General features: G+C 69.9%; 23 protein-coding genes. 9 read left to right on the forward strand and 14 right to left on the reverse strand.

The annotated features are described in order from the left end of the window. Positions 1–267: 267 nt before the first annotated feature. Positions 268–690 carry a hypothetical protein gene (locus MYSTI_RS38955; protein ID WP_015353374.1) on the forward strand — a complete coding sequence of 141 codons (423 nt, stop codon included), beginning with the start codon at positions 268–270 and terminating at the stop codon, positions 688–690. 204 nt (positions 691–894) lie between these two features. Beyond that, on the forward strand, positions 895–2,055 hold the full coding sequence (locus MYSTI_RS38960; protein ID WP_015353375.1) for a cytochrome-c peroxidase: 1,161 nt from the start codon (positions 895–897) through the stop codon (positions 2,053–2,055). Between the two features lie 64 nt (positions 2,056–2,119). Here MYSTI_RS38960 and MYSTI_RS38965 read toward each other — a convergent pair whose 3' ends face one another. From MYSTI_RS38965 to MYSTI_RS38975, 3 genes are all read right to left on the reverse strand, one after another. Then, positions 2,120–3,523: a M24 family metallopeptidase gene (locus tag MYSTI_RS38965; RefSeq protein ID WP_015353376.1), complete on the reverse strand. Its 1,404-nt coding sequence runs from the start codon at positions 3,521–3,523 to the stop codon at positions 2,120–2,122. Positions 3,524–3,591: 68 nt separating this feature from the next. Beyond that, entirely contained in the window at positions 3,592–4,842 is a 1,251-nt protein-coding gene (locus MYSTI_RS38970; RefSeq protein ID WP_015353377.1) for a Kelch repeat-containing protein, read from the reverse strand. 143 nt (positions 4,843–4,985) lie between these two features. Beyond that, positions 4,986–5,312 (reverse strand): DUF2171 domain-containing protein, encoded by a 327-nt coding sequence (locus MYSTI_RS38975; RefSeq protein ID WP_015353378.1) that lies wholly within the window; start codon positions 5,310–5,312, stop codon positions 4,986–4,988. A gap of 276 nt (positions 5,313–5,588) precedes the next feature. On the opposite strand from MYSTI_RS38975, the gene MYSTI_RS38980 reads away from it, so the two are divergent. Both MYSTI_RS38980 and MYSTI_RS38985 read left to right on the forward strand, forming a co-directional pair. Then, complete coding sequence (locus MYSTI_RS38980) at positions 5,589–5,786, forward strand: hypothetical protein (protein ID WP_015353379.1); 198 nt, start codon at positions 5,589–5,591, stop codon at positions 5,784–5,786. Between the two features lie 139 nt (positions 5,787–5,925). After that, positions 5,926–6,444 (forward strand): aminoacyl-tRNA deacylase, encoded by a 519-nt coding sequence (locus MYSTI_RS38985; protein WP_015353380.1) that lies wholly within the window; start codon positions 5,926–5,928, stop codon positions 6,442–6,444. Here the strand turns inward: MYSTI_RS38985 and MYSTI_RS38990 are convergent. Continuing rightward, the gene (locus MYSTI_RS38990; protein ID WP_015353381.1) at positions 6,433–7,455 is read right to left on the reverse strand and encodes an ABC transporter ATP-binding protein; all 1,023 of its coding nucleotides are present in this window, start codon (positions 7,453–7,455) and stop codon (positions 6,433–6,435) included. The two genes, MYSTI_RS38985 and MYSTI_RS38990, sit on opposite strands and share 12 nt — an antisense overlap. Positions 7,456–7,710: 255 nt before the next feature. Here MYSTI_RS38990 and MYSTI_RS38995 point away from each other — a divergent pair, with 255 nt between their 5' ends. Continuing rightward, positions 7,711–7,935: a heavy-metal-associated domain-containing protein gene (locus MYSTI_RS38995; RefSeq protein ID WP_015353382.1), complete on the forward strand. Its 225-nt coding sequence runs from the start codon at positions 7,711–7,713 to the stop codon at positions 7,933–7,935. Between the two features lie 61 nt (positions 7,936–7,996). On the opposite strand, the gene MYSTI_RS39000 is transcribed toward MYSTI_RS38995, so the two are convergent. From MYSTI_RS39000 to MYSTI_RS39020, 5 genes are all read right to left on the reverse strand, one after another. Next, the gene (locus MYSTI_RS39000; protein ID WP_015353383.1) at positions 7,997–8,578 is read right to left on the reverse strand and encodes an RNA polymerase sigma factor; all 582 of its coding nucleotides are present in this window, start codon (positions 8,576–8,578) and stop codon (positions 7,997–7,999) included. Between the two features lie 90 nt (positions 8,579–8,668). Beyond that, complete coding sequence (locus MYSTI_RS39005; RefSeq protein ID WP_015353384.1) at positions 8,669–9,976, reverse strand: multicopper oxidase family protein; 1,308 nt, start codon at positions 9,974–9,976, stop codon at positions 8,669–8,671. 43 nt (positions 9,977–10,019) lie between these two features. Next, the gene (locus tag MYSTI_RS39010) at positions 10,020–11,477 is read right to left on the reverse strand and encodes a TolC family protein (RefSeq protein ID WP_015353385.1); all 1,458 of its coding nucleotides are present in this window, start codon (positions 11,475–11,477) and stop codon (positions 10,020–10,022) included. A gap of 24 nt (positions 11,478–11,501) precedes the next feature. Continuing rightward, entirely contained in the window at positions 11,502–12,041 is a 540-nt protein-coding gene (locus MYSTI_RS39015; RefSeq protein WP_015353386.1) for a hypothetical protein, read from the reverse strand. A 78-nt stretch (positions 12,042–12,119) separates the two neighbouring features. After that, positions 12,120–12,500, reverse strand: a complete 381-nt coding sequence (locus tag MYSTI_RS39020) for a cupredoxin domain-containing protein (protein ID WP_015353387.1) — start codon at positions 12,498–12,500, stop codon at positions 12,120–12,122. Positions 12,501–12,704: 204 nt separating this feature from the next. On the opposite strand from MYSTI_RS39020, the gene MYSTI_RS39025 reads away from it, so the two are divergent. Both MYSTI_RS39025 and MYSTI_RS39030 read left to right on the forward strand, forming a co-directional pair. Further along, positions 12,705–13,046: a PadR family transcriptional regulator gene (locus MYSTI_RS39025; RefSeq protein WP_015353388.1), complete on the forward strand. Its 342-nt coding sequence runs from the start codon at positions 12,705–12,707 to the stop codon at positions 13,044–13,046. Between the two features lie 18 nt (positions 13,047–13,064). Continuing rightward, on the forward strand, positions 13,065–15,770 hold the full coding sequence (locus tag MYSTI_RS39030; protein WP_015353389.1) for an ABC transporter permease: 2,706 nt from the start codon (positions 13,065–13,067) through the stop codon (positions 15,768–15,770). Between the two features lie 61 nt (positions 15,771–15,831). Here the strand turns inward: MYSTI_RS39030 and MYSTI_RS39035 are convergent, their stop codons facing one another. Beyond that, entirely contained in the window at positions 15,832–18,114 is a 2,283-nt protein-coding gene (locus tag MYSTI_RS39035) for a heavy metal translocating P-type ATPase (protein ID WP_015353390.1), read from the reverse strand. Positions 18,115–18,336: 222 nt separating this feature from the next. On the opposite strand from MYSTI_RS39035, the gene MYSTI_RS39040 reads away from it, so the two are divergent. Beyond that, positions 18,337–20,538, forward strand: coding sequence for a S9 family peptidase (locus MYSTI_RS39040; RefSeq protein ID WP_015353391.1), 2,202 nt, complete (start codon positions 18,337–18,339; stop codon positions 20,536–20,538). Positions 20,539–20,592: 54 nt separating this feature from the next. Here the strand turns inward: MYSTI_RS39040 and MYSTI_RS39045 are convergent, their stop codons facing one another. From MYSTI_RS39045 to MYSTI_RS39060, 4 genes are all read right to left on the reverse strand, one after another. Beyond that, positions 20,593–22,008, reverse strand: coding sequence for a M16 family metallopeptidase (locus MYSTI_RS39045; protein ID WP_015353392.1), 1,416 nt, complete (start codon positions 22,006–22,008; stop codon positions 20,593–20,595). A gap of 13 nt (positions 22,009–22,021) precedes the next feature. Then, a complete protein-coding gene (locus MYSTI_RS39050; RefSeq protein ID WP_015353393.1) occupies positions 22,022–23,455 on the reverse strand; it encodes a M16 family metallopeptidase in 1,434 nt (477 codons plus the stop codon). Positions 23,456–23,546: 91 nt separating this feature from the next. Then, positions 23,547–24,161: a hypothetical protein gene (locus tag MYSTI_RS39055; RefSeq protein ID WP_015353394.1), complete on the reverse strand. Its 615-nt coding sequence runs from the start codon at positions 24,159–24,161 to the stop codon at positions 23,547–23,549. 122 nt (positions 24,162–24,283) lie between these two features. After that, complete coding sequence (locus MYSTI_RS39060) at positions 24,284–24,760, reverse strand: hypothetical protein (protein WP_015353395.1); 477 nt, start codon at positions 24,758–24,760, stop codon at positions 24,284–24,286. A 354-nt stretch (positions 24,761–25,114) separates the two neighbouring features. On the opposite strand from MYSTI_RS39060, the gene MYSTI_RS39065 reads away from it, so the two are divergent. Continuing rightward, entirely contained in the window at positions 25,115–25,705 is a 591-nt protein-coding gene (locus MYSTI_RS39065) for a GAF domain-containing protein (RefSeq protein ID WP_015353396.1), read from the forward strand. Positions 25,706–25,738 lie beyond the last annotated feature (33 nt).

Genomic DNA, 25,738 nt, shown 5'->3' on the forward strand with positions numbered 1-25,738 from the left:
ATCACCGAGCCTCGGAAATCGGGCATGTCTGCGATTGATTCTCTCAATCAAAGAGACTCATGGACACCACTCCCAGTCGCGCGAAGCGGCGACAGCGCGTCTGGAGTCCCATGGCTGTGCACGGGAATCGTCATGAAACTGTCATGGACCGCAGGTCGACTTGAACGGAATGAAAAGCCGTCGCAATTGTACTGAGCGCGCGTCGTAGGTCGTCTGTGTGGCGACCCTGCCGCCAAGCTTTTTCCCCCACCGAGTGAGGAACTCACCATGTACCGCATCGCCGTTGCCGCCCTGTTTTTCGCCGCTGCTGGTTGCGCCACCACCGGGAGCGCTGGGAGCCGCGAGGGCAACGCCACCGTCACTGGCGTCATCCGTCTGCCGGAGACCGGCATCGCCCAGGCGCAGGACGCCTGTGAGCAGATTCGCGTCGTCGTCGCGCCCGCGGCCAACACGTCCGACGCGCTGGGCAAGGCCATGGTGAAGGCGAGCCGCGGCAACCGCTGCTCCTTCACCGTGTCCGGCATCCCCAGCAACACGGAGATCCAGGCCAACGCCGTGGCGGACGCCGCCCTGAAGTGTGCCAACGGCGCCGCGCCCACCATCGCGCCGGCCAGCGCGACGGCGCAGCCGACCTTCAAGCTGTCCGACTACGGCACCAGCACCCGCGACTTCGTCGTCTCCTGCGGCTGAAGCACGCGTCGTTTGTCACACCCTGAACCTCCGCTCTCTCTGTTTTTGAGCGGAGGAGCAGGGTGGGTTTCAGACCGTCCTGGAATTCCGGATTGATTCGCGCCCAGCGCGGCGCGAAGCTTCCGGAAGCGAAGTCGCGACATGCCGCGGACCACCGGAAGCAGGGGCCGGGCCGCGGCGGATGCGAAGAAGGACGGCAGGGTGATGATTCCAAGAAGCTGGTGTGTCGCGGCGCTCGCCCTGAGTCTGGGCGGGATGGGACTCGCATGCGAATCCGAGGAGCCCTTCCCCACCCTCGACGAGCTGGACCAACTGCGCAGCCTCCACTCCCTGTCGAGCCACCCTCGGCTGGACTCCACCAACCGGGTGGACGGCCAGGAGGTGGCGCAGAAGCTGGGCTTCGACTTGTTCCGGGACCCGGGGCTGTCGCGCTGCGGGACGGTGTCCTGCGAGAGCTGCCACACGGGTGACGGCCGCACGGTGGAGACGGCCACGGCGGAGGGCTGCGGAGGCCAGCGCACCGAGCGCAACCCGCCCACGGTGCTCAACGTGCGGCACAACCGCTGGTTCATGTGGGACGGGCGCGCGGACTCGCTCTGGTCCCAGGCGATGCTGCCGCTGATGAACCCGGTGGAGATGGACTCGAACGCGGACATCGTCCGCGCGCGACTCGTCGCGGAGCCGTCGTACCAGGAGCGGTACCGGACGCTGTTCGGCACGGAGCCCGCGAGCGTGGCGGCCCCGCTGCTGATGGCCAACGTGGGCAAGGTGCTGGCCGCGTACGAGCGCGTGCTGATGCGGGTGGAGGCCCCGTTCGACACGGACGTGCGGCGCTTCATCGCCGCGGCGGAGGCGGGCTCGGCGGAGAGCGACCCGGCGTACCTGGGGCTGAAGACCTTCGTGCGCAAGGGGCAGTGCATCGTCTGCCACAAGGGCCCATCGCTGACGGACGAGCTGTTCCACAACGTGGGCCTGGAGGACTCGGGGCCCGGCGCGGGGGGACAGTGGGCGGTGCTCAACTCGCTGCTGGACTGGGAGTTCAACGCCGCGGGCCGCTACAGCGACGACCCGAACGGCACGGACGCGCAGCGCCTGCGCACGCTGCGCACGCAGGCGAAGCAGGTGGAGCTCGAGGGGGCGTTCCGCACGCCGTCCCTGCGCAACGTGGCGCTGACGGCGCCGTACATGCACACCGGGAAGGAGACGACGCTCGAGGACGTCATCGACTTCTACAACGAGGGCGGCGACCCGGAGGGCACCTTCGTGGGCCAGCGCACCTCCACCATCGTCAAGCTGGACCTCACCGACAACGAGAAGCGCGCCCTGGTGGAGCTCTTGAAGTCGCTGACGGGGACGCCTCGCTGACACAGCCTCGGAGGGACTCCCGCGCGCATCGTGCGGGAGCCCACCACCGGAAGGCTCGCGGACCTCAGCGCACGAAGTGGAACTGGGTCTGCCGCTTCCAGGCCCAGTGCACGCGGCCCTCGGCGTCGATGACGACGTCCTCCTCCTGGGCGGAGCGCACGCGCTGACCGTTCCACTCGGGCACGGTGCTCGTGGCCTGCAGCTCGATGGAGTACCACATGCTCGCCATCACCTGATGGTCGCCGTTGCCCGGCACGCCCTCCTGCCGGTCCCACAGGCCCACCATCGCGCCCGCGCCGTGGCCGTGCAGGCCGATGGGGTGCGAGTAGATGGTGCCGTCGATGCCCTCGTCCGTCATCCGCTTGCGCGCGACCTTGAGGACCTCGTTGCCGGTGCGGCCGGGACGCAGCTCCTCGAAGACGATGTCCTGGAGCCGGTTGGACGTCTTGAGCGCGGCCTTGAGGCCCTCGGGCGCGTCCGTCTCACCCTCGCGGAGCACGTAGCCCATGTGCTGGGTGTCCGTGTTGAGCCGCAGGGCGGTGACGCCGTAGTCGCAGTGGAGCACGTCGCCGCGCTGGATGACGGGGTTGTCGCCCAGCTGCTCCTCGGTGGCGCCCTGCCGCTGCACGCTGACGGAGGGGTGGAACCACGTGTCCAGGCCCAGGTCCGCCAGGCGCTGCCGCATCCACCACTGCACGTCCTGCGTGGTGGTGACGCCCGGGGTGATGACCTGGTTGGAGAAGGCCGTCTCGATGATGTTCCAGGCGAGCTTCGTCTCGTCCTCGTAGAAGCGGACCTCGTCGGCGCCGCGCCACGCGAGCAGGTCCACCGGCAGTCCCCCCGACGGCTTGAAGCGCTTCACCCAGTCGGGGCCGAGCGCCTCCGCCATGCCCTCGTACTCACCATGCGAGAGGCCATCCGCGAAGGCGAACGTCCTCGAGATGTCCAGGGCGATGCTCTGGGGCTGCCGCTCCTCCAGCACCTGCTTGAGCACCAGCCACTGGTCCGGCCCCCACAGCTCCGCCTGACGCAGGCCCTGACCTCCCTGGCTCACCTGCTGCTGCGCGCGGCGCGGCGTGAAGAGACCGCCTTGCGAGCCTCCGCCCAGGGCCAGGCGCTCCACGCCCTTCTCGGCGCCCCGGTCATGGAACACGTAGATGGTGCGGCGGCGCGCGGCGAACGTCGTCGGCGCGGAGAGCGCCTTGAACACCGGGTCCTCGTTGTACTCGCGCATGGGGACGACCCACATCTCGATGCCGTGCTTGCGCATGAGCTGGGGCAGCGCGGTCTCCATGCGCTCGCGCAGCCAGGACTGCTGACGCTCGGCCTGCTCACGAAGGGTTCCGAAGGGACGCTCTGAAGAGGAGGAGTTCACGGGAGTGGTGGGCGCCCCCGCGGATGGAGCTTGGACGGAGGCACATGCGGTGGAGAGCACGAGCGGCGCGAGGAGGCGGAGGCGGGTTCGCATGGCCGCGCACTCTTGCACGCGAGGAGGGGGACGTCTCGGCTTCACTGCCTGCTCGGCGCGCCAACCCCTCACCGCCGTGTGAGTCCCTCCGCGCGACATTGCTGGGCGTCACAGCCCTCCAGGACGCAGGGGCCACATTCGAGCAGTCCTCCACACCCGTCGACCACCGCGCCACACACGGCCTCATGCGCCACGCACGTGCGTGGGACACAGCCGCCCGGCGGGTACCTCTCGCTCGTGACGAGCAGCCCCGACACCTCGTTCGCGCCTCCCACCAACAGCACCGCGCCATCCGGCAATGTCAGCGCACCGGGCAACTCCCGACGCTCCTCCAGCGCGGGCGCGGAAGACCACCGCCCCGTCCCCGGGTCGAAGCGCTCCACCGACGCGAGCACGCCCGCCGTGGAGTGCTCCCCACCCATCACCAACACCGAGCCCTCGCGCGTCACCACCGCCGCGTGGTGCTCGCGAGGAGTCGACGGCGCAGCCACCAGCGACCACAGGCCCGTCGCGCCGTCGTAGACCTCCGCCGTGCTCGAAGCACGCGCGGTGCCTCCGCCCACCACGAGCACCCGGCCGTCCGGCAACAGCGTGACGGAGTGCCCCTGCCGATGCGTCCCCGCCGCGCCGCCCGCGAACCCGGCCTTCTCCCAGCGCCCCGTGGCGACGTCGTACAGCTCCGCCTGGAGGCCACTCACGAAGAGCGCCTTGCCCTGAGGCAACACCACCGCGGTGCCCGCGCCGCCTCGCACGAAGCCCGGCGGAGACACGGGCGCCCACGTGCCCGTGGAGGGCTCGAACACCTCCGCGGAGCGCAGCGACCGGCCATCTCCATCCACGCCTCCCGCGACGAGCACACGCCCGTCCGGCAGCACCACCGCCGCCGGGTCCTCGCGCGCCTCGGTCATGGGCGCGACCTGAGTCCACGTCCCGACGGAGGGCTCGAACACCTCCACGCTCGCGAGCACGCCCGGCACCGCGCCCTGGGTGCCGCCCAGCACCAGCACGCGGCCATCCAGCAGTCGCACCCCGGCGTGGTGGCGGCGGGGCGTGAGCATCGCGCCCGTCAGGCTCCACAGGCCCGTCTCCGGCTCGAACACCTCGCAGCTCGCCAGCGCGCGCTGGCCATCGAAGCCGCCCGAGGCCAGCACGCGGCCATCCCTCAGCGCGACGAAGGGAACCTGCTTGCGAGGTGTCGCCAGCCTCAGGGGCGCACCACTCGCGTCCCGCGCCACTCCGTCCGCGCGGGGACCGGAGTTGCAGGAGAACACGAGCGCGAACAACGCCACGCCGAGAAAGGATGTGCGACCACTTCGCATGGGAGCCACTCGCCTCGCTTGTCGGAGAGGCCCCATGTATCCCGACGGTCTGACATTTCAGGACCGCCTGACCTGAGTGATTTCCAACGGTTATCCCGCCTGCCGAGTCGGGACTGTCACCTGCCCACCGCGCGGCGCGAGGCTCAGTGACGTGTCAGGTCGTCATCGCGAGGCGCGCCGAGATTCACGGGCTCGGCGTCCATGCCGGACGAGCGGCGCGGAGGCAGGGCCCCGCCGTCGTCATCCTCTTCGAGCGTGAGCAGCGGATGCTCGGAGCGCGTCAGGTAGACGTCCTCGCCGCCGACGTGGTCCACGTCGCGGTACTCCACGAGGTAGTCGTGGCGAGGGATGGGCACCAGGCCCCGCTCCAGCTCGAAGTGGATGTCACCGATGCCGGAGACCCTCCCCACCTTGCGCCCGTCCGAGGTCCTCACCGTCATCCCCTCGCGCACATCGCCGAACTGAACCATCGCGGCCTCCTCGTGGCTCCATGGGCAGTGGGTCCACCCAGGTCCCCTCAGCCAGAACCCACGAGCCCTCCACGCTCAGCGACACCCCGCCCCGGCGAGAGGACGAGCAGCGGGCGGGCCGCGGCCTCGGCAGCCGTGCGGCGGAGCCCTCGCCCCGCGCGGCGCGGTGCCAGGAGGAGCTGAGGCGCCCGGGTGTCCGCCGTGGCCCGCTCCAGCCGGACGGACGCGGCTGCGCCTTCGCGAGGTGCCTAACGTTCGCCGCAGGAGGTGCGGCCCATGTTGCTGGAACTGTCCGCGGTGGAAGCGCGCGAGCTGAAAGAGGCCCTGGACAACGAGCTGCGCGAGCTGCTGACCGAGATATCGCGCACGGATGAGCGCGCGTATCGAGACCTGCTGCGGGAGCGGCATGGCCGACTGGAGCAGCTCACCCGACGGCTGGAGCTGTCGCTCGAGGGCAGTCAGGTCTACGCCTGAGCCCACGAAGTCTCCCCAGGCCCGAGGAAGCAGGGCGCCCAGGCGGTGGCTCGCGAGGCAGGCACACGAGCGCCGCGCGTGGTGCGCGAACAAGGTCGGGCCCACCTTACGAAACACCGGCACCGACGGAGCCTCCGCCATGATTCCCGAGAGCATCATCCAGTACCTGGAGAGCCAGGGCATTCCCTTCGAGCGCAAGTCCCACCTGCGCGCCATCACCGCCCAGGCGCTGGCGTCCTCGCTGCACGTCAGCGGCTTCCAGGTGGCGAAGTCCGTCATCCTCCAGTCCGATGACGCGCTGTTGATTTGCGTGGTGAGCGCGCCGGACACGGTGAACCTGGACCGTGTGGCCTCCGTCACCGGGACACGGAACCTCCGGCTCGCGGACGAGGCCGAGTTCGCCCCCCGCTTCCCTGGCTGCGAGGTCGGCGCGGAGCCTCCCTTCGGTGGCCTCTATGGCCTGCCCGTCGTGGTGGACGAGCACCTGCGCGACGAGAGCCTGGTGCTGTTCCGGGCGGGCTCCCACACCGAGGCGCTGGAGCTGCGCTACGACGACTTCATGAACCTGGAGGCGCCCTACCTCGGCAACATCATCCATGACCGTCCCCACAAGTCCCGGGAGGACGAGAGCGCCGAGGTGGCCCCTTCACCCTACTGAGCGCGCGAGCCCCGTCCGCGCATCGAACTCACGCAGCCTCGACGCCTCGAAGCGCAGCGCCACCTGCGCCCCCGAGGACGCGCGGAAGTCCCCCGGCGCCCGAGCCACCAGCCGCTCTCCCTCCACCTCCACCGTCACCCAGCACTCCGCGCCCATGGGCTCCACCAGGTATACCCGGCCCATCAGCGCGCCCGCGGACGCGGCGCTCGGAAGCACTTCGAGGTGCTCGGGGCGAAGGCCCAGCACACGGTCCTCTCCCTCCAACCCCAGGGTCCTCGGCTTCACCTCGTTGATGCGCGGCGAGCCGAAGAACCCCGCCACGAACAGGTTCGCCGGCGCGTCGTACAGCTCGCGAGGCGGCGCCACCTGCTGCACCTCACCCTGGCTCATCACCACCACCCGGTCGGACAGCGTCATCGCCTCCACCTGGTCATGCGTGACGTAGATGAAGGTGGCGCGGAGGCGCTCATGCAGCTTCTTGATTTCGCCGCGCATCTGCGCGCGCAGGCCCGCGTCCAGGTTGGACAGCGGCTCGTCGAACAGGAACACCTTCGGCCGACGCACGAGCGCGCGCCCCAACGCCACGCGCTGCCGCTGTCCCCCGGAGAGCGCCTTGGGCCGCCGCGACAACAACGCCTCCAGTCCGAGCATCGAGGCCACCTCCCGCACCCGCGCGTCGATGTCCGCGCGCGGCAGGCCCGCGACCTCCAGCGGGAACGCCAGGTTCCGAGCCACATCCAGGTGCGGATAGAGCGCGTAGCTCTGGAACACCATCGCGACGTCGCGCTCCTTCGGCGACAGGTCATTCACCACGTCGCCGTCGATGCGCAGCGTCCCGCCCGACAAGGTCTCCAGCCCCGCGATGAGGTTGAGCGTGGTGGACTTGCCGCAGCCCGACGGCCCCACCAACGACACGAACTCGCCGTCCGCGATGTCCAGCGTCACGCCCTTCACCGCGGCCACACCGCCTCGGTACACCTTGCGGACGTCCTCGAGCGTCACGGTCGCCACGCGCCTACCCCTCTCCCGCGTTCGCGAGGGGGCCTGGGGTCGACGCGGTGGTTCTCGGGGCGCGGGAGCACATGAGGCGGAAGCATCGCCCCCTCATCCGGTGCGGCAAGCCCACCTCGACGCGCGTCGACACCTCCGTCGCCGAGTCAACATCTCCCGTCGCGCACGAGCCCCTGTAAGCACTCACGCGGTCCCGCGTTTTCTTCATCGAGCAGGCGATGAACGCCGCGCCCACCCCGATGAAGGAGACACACCATGAGCCCCCACGATGAGACGCTGCTGAAGGTCGACGGAATGACCTGCCGGTCCTGCATCCGCCACGTCAACGACGCGCTGCGAGACCTCGACGGCGTCCAGGACGTCAACGTCTGGTTCGACCGAGGCCAGGTGCTGGTGAAGCACGACGCGGCGACCGCGAAGGTCAGCGCGCTCATCGACGCGCTCCGGGACGCTGGCTACGACTCCGCGCCGGCCGCGTGAAGCCGAGCCTGGGTGTGCGGACGGGCCCCCCCTCCTCCCGTCCGCACGACAGGCCCGTGCCTCAGGCCGTCGAAGGCTCACAGCCTCCGGCCCCGGGCACGCCACAGGTGCAGTCCAGACAGCCCTCCGAGGCACAGGCACCACACGAGACCTGAAGCTGCTTCTTGAGCGCCTTGCGCGCTCGATGCAGCCGCACGGCCGCGTTGCTGGACGTAATCCCCACCTCGCGCGCGAACTGCGGCAGCCGCGTCCCTTCCATCGAGACGCGCCGCAGGGCCTCCGCATACTCGGGCTTGAGCGAGCCCGCGACGCGCCCGACGCACGGGCAGACCGCTCGCGCGCGCTCCACCTCCGGCGGTTGCGCCTCCTCGAACTCTCGCGCCATCGCGGCCAGCGCGCGCTCGGAGGCACCTCGTCGTCGGTAGTGGTCGATGACCGCGTGGTGGAGCACCCGGTAGAACCACACCGTCAGGGACGCCTTCCCATGAAGCGCCTCGGCCCTGTCCAGCCCTCGGAGGAAGGCGTCCTGGACCAGGTCCTCCGCCGCCGCGCGGCTGCCCACCTTCTGCTCGACGAAGCGCAAGAACTCCGGACGGTGCGCCATCAACAGGGCCAGCACGTCCTCGGACAAGGGCGCCTTCACTTCACTCCTCCGCGAATCCCGGCGGGAATCCATGACACGAGAAGAGGGGCGGAGGACCTGGCCCCCGCCCCTCGGTGACTTCCTCGACGCTCAGCCGAAGTGGACGTCCGGGTCGATTCCATCCGCGGCGAGCTTCGCCGGGTCCGCCTTGTCGGCGACCGTGCCCTTCGGATGCGCGAACCAGCCGCTGCCATCCTCCGTCTCCGGGTTCTCCCGCACCTTGAGCAGCGTGAACATGCCGCCCATGTCGATGGAGCCGAACGGCCCCTTTCCGCCCTTCATCGGGATGCTGTTCGCCGGCACGGGCATGCCCATCTCCTCCATGCCGCCCATGCCCGCCTGCCCCATCGTCATGTACTGCGGCACCAACGCCTGCACGTGCTGGTCGATGGTCCTCGCGTTCGCGCCCACCGTCACCGGCGCCTCGTGGCCCATCTGGTTCATCACGTGGTGGGTCATGTGGCAGTGCATCGCCCAGTCGCCCGGCTCATCCGCGACGAACTCGATGACGCGCGTGCTGCCCACCGGGACGAGCACGGAGGTCTCCGGGTAGCGCGCGGACTCGGGCACGAAGCCTCCGTCGGTGCCCGTCATCTCGAAGTACAGGCCATGCAGGTGGATGGGGTGGTGGTCCATCGCGGAGAGGTTGCCGAAGCGGATGCGCACGCGCTCGCCTCGGCCGATGACGAGCGGCGCCGTGGCGGGGAAGGCCTTGGAGTTGAACGTGAGGACGTTGAAGTCGCTCATCGCGTTCGGGTCCGGCCGACGCATGCCCGGCAGCACCTTCCACTCGTGCGTCATCAACGCGAAGTCGCGGTCCACGCGAGGGCCGCGCGGACGCTTGGGGTGGACGATGAGCATGCCCATCATCCCCAGCGCCATCTGCGTCATCTCGTCGTAGTGCGGATGGTACATGTACGTGCCCGCGCGGTTCAGCGTGAACTCGTACGCGAACGTCTCTCCCGGAGCGATGGGGCGCTGGTTGAGTCCGGACACGCCGTCCATGCCGTTGGGCAGGATGAGGCCGTGCCAGTGCACGGTGGTGGGCTCGGGCAGGCGGTTGGTGACGTAGATGCGGATGCGGTCGCCCTCCACCGCCTCGATGGTGGGCCCCGGCGTCGAGCCGTTGTAACCCCACGCCTCCACCTCCAGCCCGGGCGCGAAGGTGTGCTTCACGGGCATCGCCACCAGGTGGCCCACCTTCACGCCACGCACCAGCTTCCAAGGCAGCGTCGAGCCATTGGGCGTGACGACGGCCACCTGCCCTCCCGGTGCGACGATGCGAGGCTTCTCGGCCCGGACGGGCGCGAGGTTCGGCGAGGTCTGCGCGAGCGCCTGGCCAGCGAGCAACGTGCCGCCCGCGAGTGCTCCCAGCTGCATGAATTCCCTGCGGTCCATGATGAGCGTCCTTCTCGAATCCAGAGTGCCGTGAGGCAAGAGGTCAGTGAGCGTCGGAGGCGGGCGCGGCGCCGGAGCCGGAGGCCGCCGCGGAGATGCGCGTGGGAGCCATCTCCAGACCCTCGTGGCGGCCCGCGAGCAACTGCTCCAGCGCGGCGCGAGCGCGGTGGTGCTCCAGCAGCGTGTCCACGTACGTGCTGGCCGCGTTCGTCACGTTGTCCTGGGCGCGCAGCAGGTCGAAGACGCCCAGCTGCATCGCGTTGTACTGGAGCACGGTCTCCTCCAGCGCCTTGCGCGTGGCGGGCAGGAGCACGTCGCGCACGTGCTTCGCGCGGCTGGCGGTGGACTCCACCCGGAAGCGGGTCTGTCGCAGGGACGCGCGGATGGCGGTGGCCGTCGCCTCGTAGCGCGCCTTCAAGGACTCGCGCGAGGAGAGGGCGGCGATGCGCTCGCCGCGCTTGCGGTCGAAGAGGGGGACGCCGACCTTGATGTGCGCGCCCATCTGCCAGCGGTCGTCCTCGCGCTCGCCGCTGACTCCGCCGGAGACGTCCGGGAGGAAGCCCTCGGTCGCGGCGAGCTTGCGGCGCAGCTCCGCGGCCTCCATGCGTCCGCGCAGCGTGGACAGGTCGAGGCTCGACTCGATGGCGCGAGCCTCCAGTCCGTCCTGCTTGCTCAGCGCGTCCGACGGGTCGCCGAGGAGCGAGTCCACGGTCCACTGGGTTCCGGCGCCGAAGACACCGAGGAGGACGTTGAGGGCCTCGCGTGCGTCCTGGACTCCGTTCTCGGTCTCGGCCACGGCGAGACGGGCGGACTCCACGGCGGAGCGCTCGGTGGCCAGGTCGAGGGCGCGGAGGTTGCCCACCTTCTCCAGCTCCGCGGCCGTGGCGTAGCGAGCCTGGGCGTTGCGGAGCGCGAGGTTGCGCAGCTCGAGCTGCTGACGGCGGGCCTGGACGTCGTAGAAGGCGAGCCGGGTGCGGTAGGCGAGGCTGAGCACCTCGCCCGCGGTGCGCGCGCGCTCGGAAGCGCGCTCGGCGAGAGCCACGCCTCGGCGCTGGGGGAGGAGGAGGAGGTCGGACAGGCTGTACTCGACGCCCACGCCCACCTGGAGTTCGTGCTCACCGCCGGACTTGCCCAGCTCGAGCTCCAGCTCGGGGATGGGCGGGAGGCTGGCTTGCACCAGGTTGCCCGTGGCGATGCCCAGCTCGTGCATGGCGGCGCGGAGGTCTCGGTTGTTCAAGAGCGCGATGCGCACGGCGGAGTCGGCCGTGAGGGGCTGGGCCAGCAACTCCTTCACGGCGGCGTCGATGTCCTCGCTCCGCTGGGCTTCGCCGGTGAGCGCGGGGACCGGAACCTCGGGCGTCCAGCGAGGCTCCAGGGTCGAGCGGACGTCACGGACGTCGTCGGCATACGGGACGGAGACGCAGCCACCGAGGACGAGCGAGGTGGCCAGCAGGGCGCCCTGAGCGGGCTTCTTCCAACGGGAGGATGACCAGGTCTTCATGGGGTGTCTCATCGTCGCGAGCTGTCAGTGCGGGTGCTGGTCATGAGCAGGGGCCGGCGTAGCGCCACCCGAGTGCCCCGTGTGTCCATCGTGAGGATTCGTCTTCTTCGCGTCCTGGCCGTGGCCGGCGGGGTCGCTCGAGCCCTTCTTCTCGGCACCGCCACCGTTCGGCATCACGTGGCCGGAGTGGTCTCCCGCGCTCTTGTTCACGGAGCCACCGCCCTGCGGCATCGCGTGGCCGGAGTGGTCTCCCGCGCTCTTGTTCGCGCCACCGCCGTGGTTCATGTGATGCCCGCCGTGCCCGCTCGCACCCTCGCTCGTGGCGCCACCACCATGGTGGCCGTGGTGTCCGTGGCCGCCGCCCTGCCCCACGGCCGAGGGCACCGCCCCAGCCGGGGCAAGCAGCGGGTCCGCATCGGCGAGCACCGCGACCGCATCCGCCCGAGGCGCTTCCTCGGCGCGAAGGGAGGCGGGAGACGCGGGGTTCGCGTCGAGCTCGGCCCACGGGGTGGACGCACAGGCGGAGAGGGGCGCCAGGAAGGAGAGTACGAGGAGCTTCTTCATGATGAGGTTCCTTGAGGGGCTTCTGTCCCTTGCGAGCCCGCTAACGAGAGAGCCACCGCGGAATTACAGGGGCCTTTCTCACGCCTCCGCGATGAGGCGGCCGCGCAGCATGTTCATGCCGCACGTGAAGTCGTATGCACCCTCCTTGAGGGCCGGCAGGTCGATGCTCACCACCCGCCCCGTCGGCAGCGTGCGCGAGACCCCCAGGTCCCCCAGCACGAACTGCTCCGAGCAAGCCGAACGGTCCGTGCGCAGCACGTTGAGCTTCACCGGCATCCCCGCGCGAACCACGATGCGGTCGGGCCGGTAACCCCCATCCACCATCAGGTCCACCTGCTGCGTGCCGCCCGTCTCGCTCTTCGCCCGCGTGCGCTGACGCGGCCCGAAGAAGAACAACGCCGTCCCCGCCGCCGCCACCAGACTGCTCGCCACCACCATCACTTCCGTCGTGTCCAACATGGCCGTCTCCCAAGCAGGGCTGTCGTGCGACACACCCGGGAACACCTCGCGTCCCGGCGTTTCGCCGCCTTCATCCCCACTAACGAGCGCCCCCCAGCGCTCTTACACGCCCCTCGAAATCCGAGCGCCTCGGCCATCCCACTCCCCTTGACGTTCTAGGGGAGCCCCCCTACTCTCCCCCAGACACTCTAGGGGAGTCACGAGATGCGAATCGACCTGCTCCAGGGGACGCTGGACATGCTCATCCTCAAGGCGCTCACGGGCGGGCCGATGCACGGCTACGCGGTGACCAGCTGGCTCCAGCGGACGACGGACGACGCGCTCCAGGTGGAGGAGGGCTCCCTGTATCCCGCGCTCCACCGCATGACGAAGCGAGGCTGGGTGAAGTCCGATTGGGGTGTCTCGGAGAACAACCGCCGCGCCCGCTTCTACACCCTCACCGCGGAGGGACGGCGGCAGCTCAAGGAAGAGTCCTCCTCCTGGGCGCGGCTGACGGAGGCCGTGGCCAAGGTCCTCCATTCCCGTCCCGCGACACAGGTCGCCTGAGCCAAGGAGACACGGGTCATGGGCTGGATGGTGGACCGCTACCGCACCTTGCGCTCCCTGGTGTGGCGCGAGCGACTCGAGGACGACGTGGCGGAGGAGCTGGAGTTCCACCTCGCCATGCGCACCGACGAGCTCGTCGCCCAGGGGATGTCACCCGAGCAAGCCCGAGCCGAGGCACTCCGACGCTTCGGCGACGTCGACACCTATCGGAGACAGACTCACGTGATTGACCAGGACATGGCACACGAGCGGCGGCGCATCGAGCTGTGGGACATGGTCCAACGCGAGACGCGCCAGGCCCTGCGCTCACTCGCACGCAGCCCGACCTTCGCGGTGATGACGGTGCTCACGCTGGCGCTCGGCCTCGGCGCGACGACGGCGCTCTACTCGGTGGTGGACGCGGTGGTCCTCCGCCCGCTGCCCTACACCGCGCCCGAGCAACTCGTCTCGCTCGACAGCCGCGTGCCTGGAGTCGCCCCCGATGCCCGCTGGGGCCTCTCCGAAGCGGGCTTCTTCTACTTCGCGCGGGAGGCCCCCAGCCTCGCGAGCCTGGGCGTGTTCTCCGCGAGGAGCGCGAGCCTCGCCAGTGACGCGGGCCCCGTGCGCGTGGACACCGCCTGGGTGAGCGCGAGCATGATGGACGTGCTGCGCGCCCAGCCCGCGCTCGGCCGCCTCATCCCGCAGGGGAGTGACCTTCCTGGCGCGCCCCGCATCGCGGTCCTCGGTCACGCCTTCTGGGTCCGGCAGTACGGCGGGGACCCTCGTGTGCTGGGCACCGTGGTCCGCCTGGATGACGTGCCCACCGAAATCATCGGCGTCATGCCCCCCGGACTCCACCTGCCGGAGAGCACCGTGGACGTCTGGGCACCGCTCACGCTCGACCCCGCGCGGCCTCCCGTGAATGCGCACTGGTTGCAGGGCGTGGGCCGGCTTCGGGACGGCGTCCCGGTGGCGCGGGCCCAGGCGGAGCTCACCGGGCTCGACAGGCGCCTCCCCGAGGTCTTCCCCAGCGCATACAGCGAGGAGTTCATGCGCCAGAAGGGCTTCGCCACGGACGTCACCCCGCTCAAGCAGCATGTGCTGGGCGACGTGGACCGCGTCCTCTGGATTCTCTTCGGCGCTGTGGGCCTGGTGCTCCTCATCGCGTGCGCCAACGTGGCCAACCTCTTCCTCGTGCGAGCCGAGAGCCGTCGCCGTGAGCTGGCCGTGCGCTCCGCCCTCGGCGCCGCGCGCGCGGACCTGTCCTGGCACGCGCTCACCGAGAGCCTGCTGCTGTGCCTGGTGGCGGGCGTGCTCGGTCTTCTCCTCGCGTGGAGCGCGCTGCGGGTGCTGACCGTCCTTGCCCCCGACCACCTGCCGCGCCTGGTCGAGGTGGGGCTGGATGCCCACGGCGTCGCCTTCACCTTCGCCATCTCCCTCGTCGCGGGAGTCATCTTCGGCCTCTTCCCGCTGACGCAGCTGGGGCGGAGCCTGAGCGCGCTGCGCGAGTCGGGGCGTGGGCTGACGTCCTCGCGTCGCCGCAACCTCGTGCGCTGGGGCATGGTGGTGGGGCAGATGGGGCTCGCGGTGGTGTTGCTCACGGCGGCGGGACTCATGCTGCGCAGCTTCTGGGGGCTCTATCATGTCGACTCCGGGCTCAAGACCGAGTCCGCGCTCACCTTCGACTTCGTCCTGCCCGCGACGCGCTACGCGAACTATGACGCGGCCAATCGCTTTCATCGGGAGCTGCTCACGCGGCTGGAAGCAGTGCCGGGTGTCACCCACGCCGGCGCCATCTCGCGGCTTCCGCTGCGCGACTTCAGCGGCTGCGCCGCCCTCTTCACCGAGGAGCAAGGCCCCCTCGGCGACGACTCCGTCTGTCTGCCGACACCGAGCGCCGCGCCCGGCGCCTTCGCGTCCCTGGGCATCCCGCTGCTCGAGGGCCGGGAGTTCACCTGGGAGGACCTCGACGGCAAGGCGGATGGCGTGGTGGTGACGAAGGCGCTCGCCGAGCGCTTCTGGCCGGGCCAGGACCCGCTCGGCAAGGGCCTCCGCGGCAACGGCCACGAGCCGCCGTACTACCGCGTCATCGGCGTGACGGGTGACGTCCGCGCGCAGGGCTTGGACAAGCCGCCCACGCAGGCCGTCTTCTTCCCGCTCGCGCCCGCGGAGAACCTCCCGTTGTGGGGGCCCTCCCGCGTGATGAGCGTCGTCATCCGCACGTCCACCTCGCAGCCCGAGCAGCTCGCGTCCGTGGTGCGGAGCCTCATGAAGGAGCTCGACGCCACCGTGCCCGTCGCGAATCTGGAGACGCTGGACCGCGTGGTGCGCCAATCCCCCTCGGTGGCGAGGGCCACCTTCTCCCTGCTGCTCCTCGGCATCGCGGGCGGCATGGCCCTCTTGCTGAGCGCGGTGGGGCTCTACGGTGTCATCAGCTTCATCGTCGGCCAGCGCCGGGGAGAGATTGGCATCCGGGTGGCACTGGGTGCGCGGGCAAGCCAGGTGGCGGGCATGGTGGTGTTCCAGGTGCTGCGCTTCGCCGGGCTCGGAATCGTGCTGGGCCTCGTGGCCGCGCTGTCGATGAGCCACCTGCTCTCCGCGCTGCTCTTCGAGGTGAGCCCCACGGACCCCTTCGTCCTCGCGGGAGTCTGCGCGTTGCTCATCCTCATCGCCGTGCTCGCCAGCTACGGCCCCGCCCGCCGCGCCTCGCGCGTGGACCCGGCCGAGGTGCTCCGCTCCGAGTAGCACGACACGAGCGCCACGGCCCCCTCCAGGAGAGGACCGTGGCGCCGTGCACGACCGCGGCTCAAGCCACCGACTGCGCCGCGGGCAGGCGCAGGCTGCGCAGCCGCAGGCTGTTGAGCAGCACCGACACGCTCGACAGCGACATCGCCAGGCTCGCCAGCATGGGCGACAGCAGCCAGCCCGTCATCCCGTACAGCAGCCCCGCCGCCACCGGGATGCCCAGGGCGTTGTAGAGGAACGCCCAGAACAGGTTCTGCCGAATCACGCCCATCGTGGAGCGGGCCAGCCCCAGCGCCGCGGGCAGTCCCCTCAAGTCAGAGCGCAGCAGCGCGACCCCCGCCGCATCCCGAGCCACATCCGTCCCCGTCCCCATCGCCACGCCCAGGTCCGCCTGGGCCAGGGCCGGCGCGTCGTTGATGCCATCACCCACCATGGCCACCTTGCGCCCCTCCGCCTGGAGCGTGCGGACCACGTGCGCCTTGCCCTCCGGCAACACCCCGGCGAACACCCGGTCGATGCCCAGCTTCCGCGCCACTCGCGACGCGGGGCCCTCGTGGTCACCCGTGAGCATCACCACGTGCATGCCCATGTTCCGCAGCGCCTGCATCGCCGACGCGGCCTCCTCGCGCTCCGCATCCGCGATGCCGATGGCCCCCACCCACGTCCCATCCACCGCCACCAACACCGGCGTCTGTCCATCCGACGTGAGCGCCTGCTCCGCCTCCGCGCTCCCGGACACACCGTGCCGCTCCATCATCCGCCGGCTGCCCACGAACACGCGGCGACCGTCGACCATCGCCTCCACCCCATGGCCCGGCGTCGCGGTGAACGACTCGGGCTTGCCCACCTTCAGCCCCCGCGCCACCGCCTCCGCGACCACCGCCCGAGCCAGCGGGTGCTCGCTGCCGGACTCCGCCCCCGCCGTCAGCGCCAGCACGTCCTGCTCCGTCATCGCCCCCGAGGTGATGATGCGCACCACGGCCGGGCGCCCCTGCGTCAGCGTCCCCGTCTTGTCGAGCACCACCGTGTCGATGTGGCTGGCCCCTTCCAACGACGCCGCGCTCTTCACCAGCACCCCCAACTGCGCGCCGCGCCCCATGCCCACCATCAGCGCCGCGGGCGTCGCGAGGCCCAGCGCGCAAGGGCAGGCGATGACCAGCACCGCCACCGTGTTGAGCACCGCCATCGTCAGGCGCGTCTCCTCGGGAGCCAGCACGAACCACGCCGCGAAGGTGGCGATGGCGATGAGCAGCACCACCGGCGTGAAGACCCCACTCACCACATCCGCCAGCCGCGCGATGGGCGCCTTGGTCCCCTGCGCCCGCTCCACCACCTGGACAATCTGCTGGAGCGCCGTGTCCGTACCCACCTTCGCCGCGCGGAAGACCAGCCGGCCCGTGCCGTTCATCGTCCCCGCGAAGACCTCCGCGCCCGCCGTCTTCCCCACCGGCAGGCTCTCACCGGTGAGCATCGACTCGTCCACCGACGACGCGCCGTCCACCACGGAGCCGTCGACCGGAATGGACTGCCCCGGACGCACCACCACCTCGTCCCCCACCCGCACCTGCGACAGCGACACCTCGCGCTCGACACCGTCTCGCAACACGGTGGCATTGGCCGGAGCCAGCGCCTGCAAGCGCCGGATGGCATCTCCCGCGCGGGTGCGAGCCCGCGACTCCAGGAAGCGGCCCAGCAGCACGAAGCCAATCACCGCGGCGGCGGCCTCGAAGTAGACGGGCAGCGCCGCGCCGTGGTCGCCGTGGCCCGCGTGCTCGCCGGACGCCCCGAGCGTCGGCCACCCGGTGGCCACCACCGAGTAGAGGAACGCCGTCCCCGTCCCCAGCGCGACCAGCACGTTCATGTCCGCGGACCGGTGCCGCAGCGCGGCCCACGCCGCCTTGAAGATGGGCGCGCCGCTGTACGCGATGACCGGCAACGTCAGGAGCAACTGCACCCAGTTGGAGCCCGGGAAGTCCAAGGCCCCGTGCGACATGGCCAGCACCACCACCGGCAGGCCGAAGAGCACCGCCACCGCCAGCCGGCGGCGCAGGCCCTTCTCCTCGGCGGAGTCCGCTTCGCTGGCGCCCTCCGACTTCGGCACCTCGGCCTGATAGCCCGCGCTCGCGACGGCCTCGGTCAGGGCGTTGACGGAGGTCGTCTTCGCGTCGAAGACCACACTCGCCTTGCGGGTGGCGAAGTTGACGCTGCACTCCTGCACACCCTCCAGCTCGCTCAAGGTGCGCTCCACCCGGCGCGCGCAGGCGGCGCACGTCATGCCCGACACGGCGAGGTCCATGCGCTCCAGGGCGCCAGACAGGGAGGGAGATGTCTCAACGGCGTTCATGGGATTCCTCCTGCCCGCCATCAAGCGGGCCTACCCCACCAACGCGGCACCTCCCGGCGAATTACACCCGCCCATGTCCGGCCGTTCGTTCTCCTCTGGGATTGCCACGGAACCGTCATGGTCAACGGGCGAGCCCGCCTGTTTCAGATGCCCGCGACGGACGACAGCACCCACCCGGTTCTGCAACATGCGCGTGCCACAATGAGCCCCGTGAGAGCCCCCATGATGAAAGCCCTGTTCACCGCCCTGGTCCTGTTGAGCGCGCCGGTCGTGGCTCAACCGAAGCCCACCCCCCCAGCACCCGCGGACACCTTCTTCCGCCAACTCCTGGAGACACGCTTCTTCAACAGCGGCCGGCCCTCGGGCGTCACCCTCGCCCCGGACGAGAAGACGGTCTTCTTCCTCCGCAACTCCCCCACCTCCAAGGCGCTCTCGCTCTTCGCCTTCGACGTGGCCACGCAGGAGACGCGGGAGCTGCTCACGCCCGCCGCCCTCCTCAAGGGCGCCGACGAGAAGCTCTCCCCGGAGGAGCAGGCGCGGCGTGAGCGCATGCGAGTCACCTCGCGAGGCTTCTCCTCCTTCGCCCTGTCCGAGGATGGCGCGAACCTCCTCGTGGGCCTGTCCGGCAAGCTGTACGTCGTCGCACGCGCGAGCGGAAAGGTGACGGAGCTCCAGACGGGCCCCGGCGTCATCGACCCGCGCTTCGCTCCGACGGGCACGCAGGTGGGCTACGTCCGCGAGCACGATGTCTACCGCCTGGACCTGGCCACCAACACCGAGCGCCGAGTCACGCAAGGCGGCACCCCCGAGAAGACCCACGGCCTGGCCGAGTTCATCGCCCAGGAGGAGATGGGCCGCTACACCGGCTACTGGTGGAGCCCGGACGCGAAGCTGCTCGCGTACACGGAGGCGGACACCTCCGGCGTGGAGAAGCTCGCCATCGCGAACACCACCACGCCCGAGGCGAGCGCGCGGCGGCTCTCCTATCCCCGCGCGGGAACGGCCAACGCCCAGGTGCGCCTGGGGCTCATCTCCGCCAACGGAGGCAAGACGACGTGGGTGCGCTGGGACGCGGCGAAGTATCCCTACCTGGCCACGGTGAAGTGGCCCGCGAAGGGGCCGCTGACGGTGCTGGTGCAGAACCGCACGCAGACCGAGGAGGTCCTCCTCGCGGTGGACGTGAAGACGGGCCGCACCACGCCCCTGCACGTGGAGACGGACGAGGCCTGGCTCAACCTGGACCAGACCTTCCCGCACTGGCTCTCGGATGGCAGCGGCTTTCTCTGGCGCACCGAGCGCAACGGCTCCGCGGAGCTGGAGCTGCGCGACACCACGGGCAAGCTCGTGCGCTCGCTCGTCCCGCCCGGGGCCGGCTTCTCGTCGCTGGCGGCCTATGTGGAGGGCGAGGAGACGGTCTACTTCAACGGCGGCACCTCCACCCCGGAGAGCTACCTGTGGCGCGTGCGCAAGGGCCAGGCCCCCACGCGTGTCACCACCGGCGGCCCCGCCCTGGAGTGGGGACGTGTCTCCAAGAACGGCGCCCTCATCGTCGTCACCTCCGAGGGCCCCACGAGCATGAAGTCCTCCTCCGTGCTGAAGGGGGACGGCACGCGGCTGGGGGAGCTGCCCTCGCTGGCGACGGAGCCTCCCTTCAAGCCTCGGCTGGAGGTGCGCCAGGTGGGCACCGGCAAGGACCGCTACGCCACCTCGCTGGTGCGTCCGCGCGACGCGAAGCCCGGGGTGAAGCTGCCCGTCATCGTGGAGGTCTACGGGGGCCCCGAGACGCAGATGGTGCGGCAGAGCATGGCGCAGAGCCTCGTCGCGCAGTGGATGGCGGACCAGGGCTTCATCGTCGTGCGGCTCGACGCGCGCGGGGCCTCACCGCTGGCCGACCGCAAGCTGCGCAAGCCCAAGTACGACTTCGCCCGGGTGCTGCTCGACGAGCAGGTGGTCGCGCTGCGGGAGCTGGCCAAGGTGGTGCCGGAGCTGGACTTGAACCGCGTGGGCATCACCGGCGGAAGCCACGGCGGCTACATGTCCGCGCTGGCGGTGCTCACCCGGCCGGAGGTCTTCAAGGCCGCGGTGGCCGTGTCCGCCGTGACGGACTGGCGCGACTACGACACCCACCTGACGGAGCGCTTCCTGGGCCTGCCCGGCGAGAATCCCCAGGCCTACGAGCAGAGCTCGCTGCTCACGCACGTGAAGGCCGGACAGCCCATGGGCAAGCTGATGGTCATCCACGGCACCGCGGACGACAACGTCTTCTTCTTCCACGCCCTCAAGCTGTCGGACGCGCTGTTCCGCGCCGGCCAACCCCATGAGTTCCTGCCACTCCATGGCATCTCACACATGGTGTTCGCGGACCCGCTCGTGGCCGAGCGCATGTACGAAGAGACCCTGCGCTACTTCAAGCAGAACCTCTGAGGCGATGGCGCGCCCCGTCCGCGGAATGAGGACGGGGCGCTCCACCAGGCTTCATCAGCGCATCGGCGCCGGCAGCACCTTCAGCTGCGGCTTGACGACCTTCATGTCACCCACGACGACGATGGTCATCGCGTCCTGCTTGAGCATCTTCGCGGCCATCTGCTGGAGCTGCTCGGGCGTGACGGACATCACCGTCTGCACGTAGGTCTCCAGGTAGGAGTCCGGCAGCCCGTGCAGGTCCACGAAGCGCAGCTTGCTCAGGAGACCGAAGCGCGACGCGTTCGTAATCAGGAAGTTCCCCGCCAGGAAGTTCTGCACGTCGCGCAGCTCCTCCACCGGGGGAGGCGTCTTGCGCAGCGTGTCCACCTCCTTGAGGATCTCCTTCAGCGACTCACCCGTGACAGCCGTCGTCACGTCCGCGTTCTGGGTCCAGTAGGCGTCCTCCACGTGCGACGACACCCGGCTGTAGGGCGAGTACGAATAGCCCTTCTTCTCGCGGATGTTCGCCGTCACGCGGGAGCTGAAGTAGCCGCCCAGCAGCGTGTTCAGGACCTCCTGGCGCACGTAGTCCGGGCTGGACGGAGGCAGCGCCTTCACCGCGACGCGCACCGTGGACTGCACCGCGCCCGGACGGTCGAGGAACTGCACCGACCTGGCCACCTGCTGCTTGGGCACGTCCTTCACGCGCGCCGGGCCCGCCTTCCAGCCGGAGAACGCCTCGCGAATCGCCTTCTCCACCGGGGCCGCCTCGAACCGGCCCACCACGTACAGCCGCGAGCGCGCCGCGCCGAAGTTGGCGTCGTAGAACGCGCTCACGCCCTCCCGGGTATAGCCCTTGAGCATCGCCTCGGAGGGATAGCTCCGGCCGTAGGGGTGACCCTCGCCGTAGAGGGACTTCGCCAGCAGCTCATCGGCGAGCGACTGCGGCTGGCTCCGGGCGATGGCCACGTCGCGCAGCAGGTTCGTCTTCACCCGCTCCACCTCGGCGGCGGGGAAGGCCGGACGCTGGCTGACGTCCGCGACCAGGCCCACGGCCTCGGGCGCGAACTCGGAGAGGACCTCGATGCCCACGAAGGTCTGGTCCAGGGAGGTGCCCACGTTGAGCTGGCCACCCAGCCCGGCGGCGACCTGGGCCAGCTGCTCCGCGGAGCGCGTGGTGGTGCCCTCCTCCAGCAGCTTGCCCACCAGGTCCGCCAACCAGATTTCGTTGGCCTTCTCGTGGACGTTGCCCGTGTCGACCGCCAGCTGGACGACGACCTTGGGCATGTCGCCGTACGGCATCAGCGAGACTTCCAGGCCGTTGTCGAGCTTGAACTCGGTGCGGACCAGGGCCTTGAGCGCCTTGGGCGCGGCGGCGGCGGGAGGCGCCTGCCTGGCGGCGGGAGCGGCGGCCAGGACGGGCGCGGTGACGAGCCCCAGCGCCATCAGCGTGGGCGCGGCGAGACGGTTGCGAAGTGTGCGCATGTTCATGGGTCGCATGTCCTCAGCGGGCCTTGGCCTGGGCGGGGGCGGGAGTCACCGTGAGCACCGTGCGGTTCTCACGACGCAGGTACTCGCGCGCGGTCTTTTGAATCAGCTCCGGCGTCACCTTCTCCAGCTCGTCCTCCAGCCGGTTGATACGCGCCGGGTCGTCGAAGAAGAGCGCGGACGAGGCCAGCAGGTCCGCGCGGCCGAAGTCGAACGTGGACTCAATCTCCCCGTACAGCTTCGAGCGCGCCTTCACGCGAGCCCGCGCCAGCGTCGAGGCGTCGACGGGCTTGTCCTGGAGCTGCGCCACCACGCCGTCAATCTCCGCGAGAATCGCGTCCGTCGTCGTCGTCGCGTCGTGGAAGAGGTACGCCGTCCACTGCATGGGGCCGTTGTAGTTCCAGTGGTTGCCCAGCTCGTTCACCCCGCCCTGCAGCTCGCCCGTCATGCCCTTCTTCTGCACGAGCTGCTGGTAGAGCATGCTGTCGTTGCCCTGGAGGAGCACCTCGTCCACCAGCGCCATGGCGTAGTACTCGGGGGTGTTCACCGCGGGCATGTGGTAGCCCACCGCGAGCGCCGGACGCGTGGCCAGCGGGTCCTTCTTGTCGTGGCGCTTCTCCTTCTCCTGCCGAGGCTCGGAGATGTCCGGCTTCTGCGGCTGGGCCGCCGTGGGCAGCGGGCCGAAGTACTTCTGGACCCACGCCTTCACCTGCTCCGGCTCGAAGTCACCCACCACCACCAGCGCGGCGTTGCTGGGCGCGTAGTACGTCTTGAAGAACGCGCCCACGTCCTCCAGCGTCGCGGCGTCCAGGTCCTTCAGGTCGCCGTAGAAGTTGTGCGCGTTGTACCAGTTGGTGTTCGCCACCTGCGGCATGTCCAGCCACGGGAAGCCGCCATAGGGCTGGTTGAGGACGTTGACCTTCACCTCGTTGGACACCACGCCCTGCTGGTTCTTCAGGTTGTCCTGCGTCACCTCCAGGCCCGCCATGCGGTCGGCTTCCGCCCACAGCATGGGCTCCAGCGCGTTGGAGGGGACCAGCTCGAAGTAGTTGGTGAAGTCGAAGCGGGTGGAGCCGTTGAGCATGCCGCCGTTCTTCTGGACCAGGCGGATGAACTCCATCTTCCCCATGTTGCGCGAGCCCTGGAACATCATGTGCTCGAACAGGTGGGCGAAGCCCGTGCGGTTCTTCGGCTCGATGCGGAAGCCGATGTTGTAATAGACGCCCACCACCACCTTGGGCGCCGTGGTGTCGCGCGAGAGGACCACCTTCAAGCCGTTGTCGAGCTTGTAGTAGTCCACCGGCACCTGCAGCTTGGGCCGCGCGGCCGCGGCCGGGGCTTCCACCTTCGCCGGCGTCTCCGCGGGCGGTGGCGTGGGCTTCTGGGCTTCCTGCGTGGCCGCGCATCCCATCAGCGCGGCGGCGGTTACCGCTCCGAGTACTTTCTTCATCGACCCTCCCGACATCAGGATTCCTCGTCCATGGACGAGGCCACTACGACACCCTACGACGTTTGATTGCGCCGGTTACACGCGCGGCCCGCTACCCCACCAGGAACGCCGACTGACAGTACGAGCAGACGACCTTCTCTCCAGGAAGCGCGCGCTCCGCGCTCACGGGCGCATCACACGACGGGCAGGTCCGGGCGACGTCGCGTCCCCGCTCGTGGACTTCGCGGTGGACGTACTCGCGCGTCTCCGGAAGGAACACGAGGTCCACCTCGTGCCGGGCGAGCAGCACGGACAGCTCCGCCTCCGCCTCCGCTTCGGAGACCTTGAGGTGCGCGGCCGCGTCCGTCACGCGCAGGCGCAGCTGCGCCCGCACGAAGCCCAGGAGCTGCTCCCGCTGCCGGGCGAGCCGGAACGGCGACAGGCCCTTCTTCCACAAGAAGCGCCCCAGGCCGACGAAGACGAGGGAGGACACCAGGCCGAACACCCACGTGGAGTACTTCGACCCCGGGCTCGGTGACACGACCTCCGGAACGCTCACCCCCAGCCCCAGCAGCCCGAACACAATCAGGCCACAGCCCGCGGTCGCCGCCACGGCGCCCAGCGACTTCTGGAGCCAGACGAACCCTCCCGAGCCACTGGGCCTCACGGAGGGACGGAGAGGAGACACGGCGGACGACGAGACGTCGAGACGACCAGGAGCGCTCATCGCTTCTCGCGGGCTGCGGGGTGGGGGCGCATCTTGAGGCCCCCAACCCCGCGCGTCCGCAGAAATTTCACGCAGCGGCTAGCTCACCCGCCACGCGTCCCGGGACGACCGGTCCTGGGACTTCAGGGCGGGCAGGTGTCGCACGTCGGCGGCCGGCAGTCGGTCACGCACCACCCCACCTCGTGCATGTCACACAGGCGGTCGCCGCACGTGGGGCCGTAGCAGTCCGACGCGCACGACACGTTCGTCTCGGCGTTGTTGCAGACGCCGTCGCCGCAGTACGGCGGAGAGGCGCAGTCCGCGGGGCACGTCGAGTTCGACTCGGAGCCGTTGCAGCTCCCGTCGCCACAGTACGGCGCGGGGGTGCAGTCCTCCGGACACGTGTTGATGCTCTCGCCGTTCGCGGTGTCACAGAAGTTGTCGCCGCAGATATAGGCGCAAGGCTGACAGAGCGGCTCCGTCCCGCCGCAGGGACACTGCGTCAGCTCGGACTCGGCGCGCGCCGTGTCCTGAGCCGGTGCCTCCACCGACACATCGCCGCACGCGGCGAAGACCATCAGCGAGGCACCAACCAAGGTGAACCACACTCCCGACTTCATGGGCGCTCCTTTGAAGAATGGGGCTGAGTGAAGCGGCGCCCACGCTAGCGCATGTCTCCGACATGCATGTGCAACTGCGTTTCAAGAATGTTTCATGACGACACACCGCGGCTCGGACTCTCCGTCGCGCCGGGTTTCATGGTGAGTGTTTCCCCGTGAGACCTCCGCTTCAGCCTTCGTGCAAACGTGCGCGCATGAAGGAACGCCGTACCGTGGAGATGGAGTGTCACGCTCGACCCGGAAGGCTCGGAAGGGTGGCTTGACCCGAGGGTCCGGAGCCATGCGACGCTCGTCTCGCGCATCCCCCAGCGCGGCAGACAGGCCCCCCGACTCGACACCTGGAGCATCCCCCTCATGGCCTCGAAGGCGTTCGCCACCATCATGCATGTATCGCAGTTGCTATTGGACAAGGGTTTCGAACCCTCGAACGTCACGGAGGCCCTGGGAAGAGTGGGCGCGGCGCTCGGCGTCGACCGCGTCTACATCTTCGAGAACAGCACCGGCGCCGACGGGAAGGTCCTGTGCAGCCAACGCTACGAGTGGACCGTGGCGTCCACGTCCGCGCAGCTGGACAACCCGGAGCTGCAGAACGTGCCGTACGAAGACGTGCTCCCCTCGTGGGTGCCGCCGCTGTCCACGGGCAAGGTCGTGATGGGCCGGCCGCGCGACTTCGCCTCGCCCGCCCGCGAGCTGCTGGAGGCGCAGGACATCCGCTCCCTGCTGGTCTGCCCCATCACCCTGGGCGGCGAGTGGTGGGGCTTCGTGGGCTTCGACGACTGCCGGACCGAGCGCACCTGGCCCCCCGCCGAGGTCTCCGTGCTCCAGGCGCTCTCCAACGCCCTGGCCGGCTCGCTGCGCCATGCCCGGCTGCGCAGCGCGCTCTCCGGCGTGCAGACGCAGCTGCGCGGCATCATCGAGCGGTGCGCGAGCACGGCGTCCTCCTGAGCGGAAGACCTCCGCGGTGAGCAGGCCCTCGGC

The organism is Myxococcus stipitatus DSM 14675 (assembly GCF_000331735.1).
Lineage (GTDB): Bacteria > Myxococcota > Myxococcia > Myxococcales > Myxococcaceae > Myxococcus > Myxococcus stipitatus.

Bases quoted from the DNA above. Each gene is read 5' to 3' on its own strand.
- MYSTI_RS38980 (WP_015353379.1), top strand. From the start codon at position 5,589: ATGTTGCTGGAACTGTCCGCGGTGGAAGCGCGCGAGCTGAAAGAGGCC.
- MYSTI_RS39060 (WP_015353395.1), bottom strand. From the start codon at position 24,760: ATGAAGTCGGGAGTGTGGTTCACCTTGGTTGGTGCCTCGCTGATGGTC.
- MYSTI_RS38975 (WP_015353378.1), bottom strand. From the start codon at position 5,312: ATGGTTCAGTTCGGCGATGTGCGCGAGGGGATGACGGTGAGGACCTCG.
- MYSTI_RS39040 (WP_015353391.1), top strand. From the start codon at position 18,337: ATGATGAAAGCCCTGTTCACCGCCCTGGTCCTGTTGAGCGCGCCGGTC.
- MYSTI_RS38970 (WP_015353377.1), bottom strand. From the start codon at position 4,842: ATGCGAAGTGGTCGCACATCCTTTCTCGGCGTGGCGTTGTTCGCGCTC.
- MYSTI_RS39030 (WP_015353389.1), top strand. From the start codon at position 13,065: ATGGGCTGGATGGTGGACCGCTACCGCACCTTGCGCTCCCTGGTGTGG.
- MYSTI_RS39050 (WP_015353393.1), bottom strand. From the start codon at position 23,455: ATGAAGAAAGTACTCGGAGCGGTAACCGCCGCCGCGCTGATGGGATGC.
- MYSTI_RS39065 (WP_015353396.1), top strand. From the start codon at position 25,115: ATGGCCTCGAAGGCGTTCGCCACCATCATGCATGTATCGCAGTTGCTA.
- MYSTI_RS38995 (WP_015353382.1), top strand. From the start codon at position 7,711: ATGAGCCCCCACGATGAGACGCTGCTGAAGGTCGACGGAATGACCTGC.
- MYSTI_RS38955 (WP_015353374.1), top strand. From the start codon at position 268: ATGTACCGCATCGCCGTTGCCGCCCTGTTTTTCGCCGCTGCTGGTTGC.
- MYSTI_RS38960 (WP_015353375.1), top strand. From the start codon at position 895: ATGATTCCAAGAAGCTGGTGTGTCGCGGCGCTCGCCCTGAGTCTGGGC.
- MYSTI_RS39025 (WP_015353388.1), top strand. From the start codon at position 12,705: ATGCGAATCGACCTGCTCCAGGGGACGCTGGACATGCTCATCCTCAAG.
- MYSTI_RS39055 (WP_015353394.1), bottom strand. From the start codon at position 24,161: ATGAGCGCTCCTGGTCGTCTCGACGTCTCGTCGTCCGCCGTGTCTCCT.
- MYSTI_RS39010 (WP_015353385.1), bottom strand. From the start codon at position 11,477: ATGAAGACCTGGTCATCCTCCCGTTGGAAGAAGCCCGCTCAGGGCGCC.
- MYSTI_RS39020 (WP_015353387.1), bottom strand. From the start codon at position 12,500: ATGTTGGACACGACGGAAGTGATGGTGGTGGCGAGCAGTCTGGTGGCG.
- MYSTI_RS39045 (WP_015353392.1), bottom strand. From the start codon at position 22,008: ATGAACATGCGCACACTTCGCAACCGTCTCGCCGCGCCCACGCTGATG.
- MYSTI_RS39035 (WP_015353390.1), bottom strand. From the start codon at position 18,114: ATGAACGCCGTTGAGACATCTCCCTCCCTGTCTGGCGCCCTGGAGCGC.
- MYSTI_RS38965 (WP_015353376.1), bottom strand. From the start codon at position 3,523: ATGCGAACCCGCCTCCGCCTCCTCGCGCCGCTCGTGCTCTCCACCGCA.
- MYSTI_RS39015 (WP_015353386.1), bottom strand. From the start codon at position 12,041: ATGAAGAAGCTCCTCGTACTCTCCTTCCTGGCGCCCCTCTCCGCCTGT.
- MYSTI_RS38985 (WP_015353380.1), top strand. From the start codon at position 5,926: ATGATTCCCGAGAGCATCATCCAGTACCTGGAGAGCCAGGGCATTCCC.
- MYSTI_RS39005 (WP_015353384.1), bottom strand. From the start codon at position 9,976: ATGGACCGCAGGGAATTCATGCAGCTGGGAGCACTCGCGGGCGGCACG.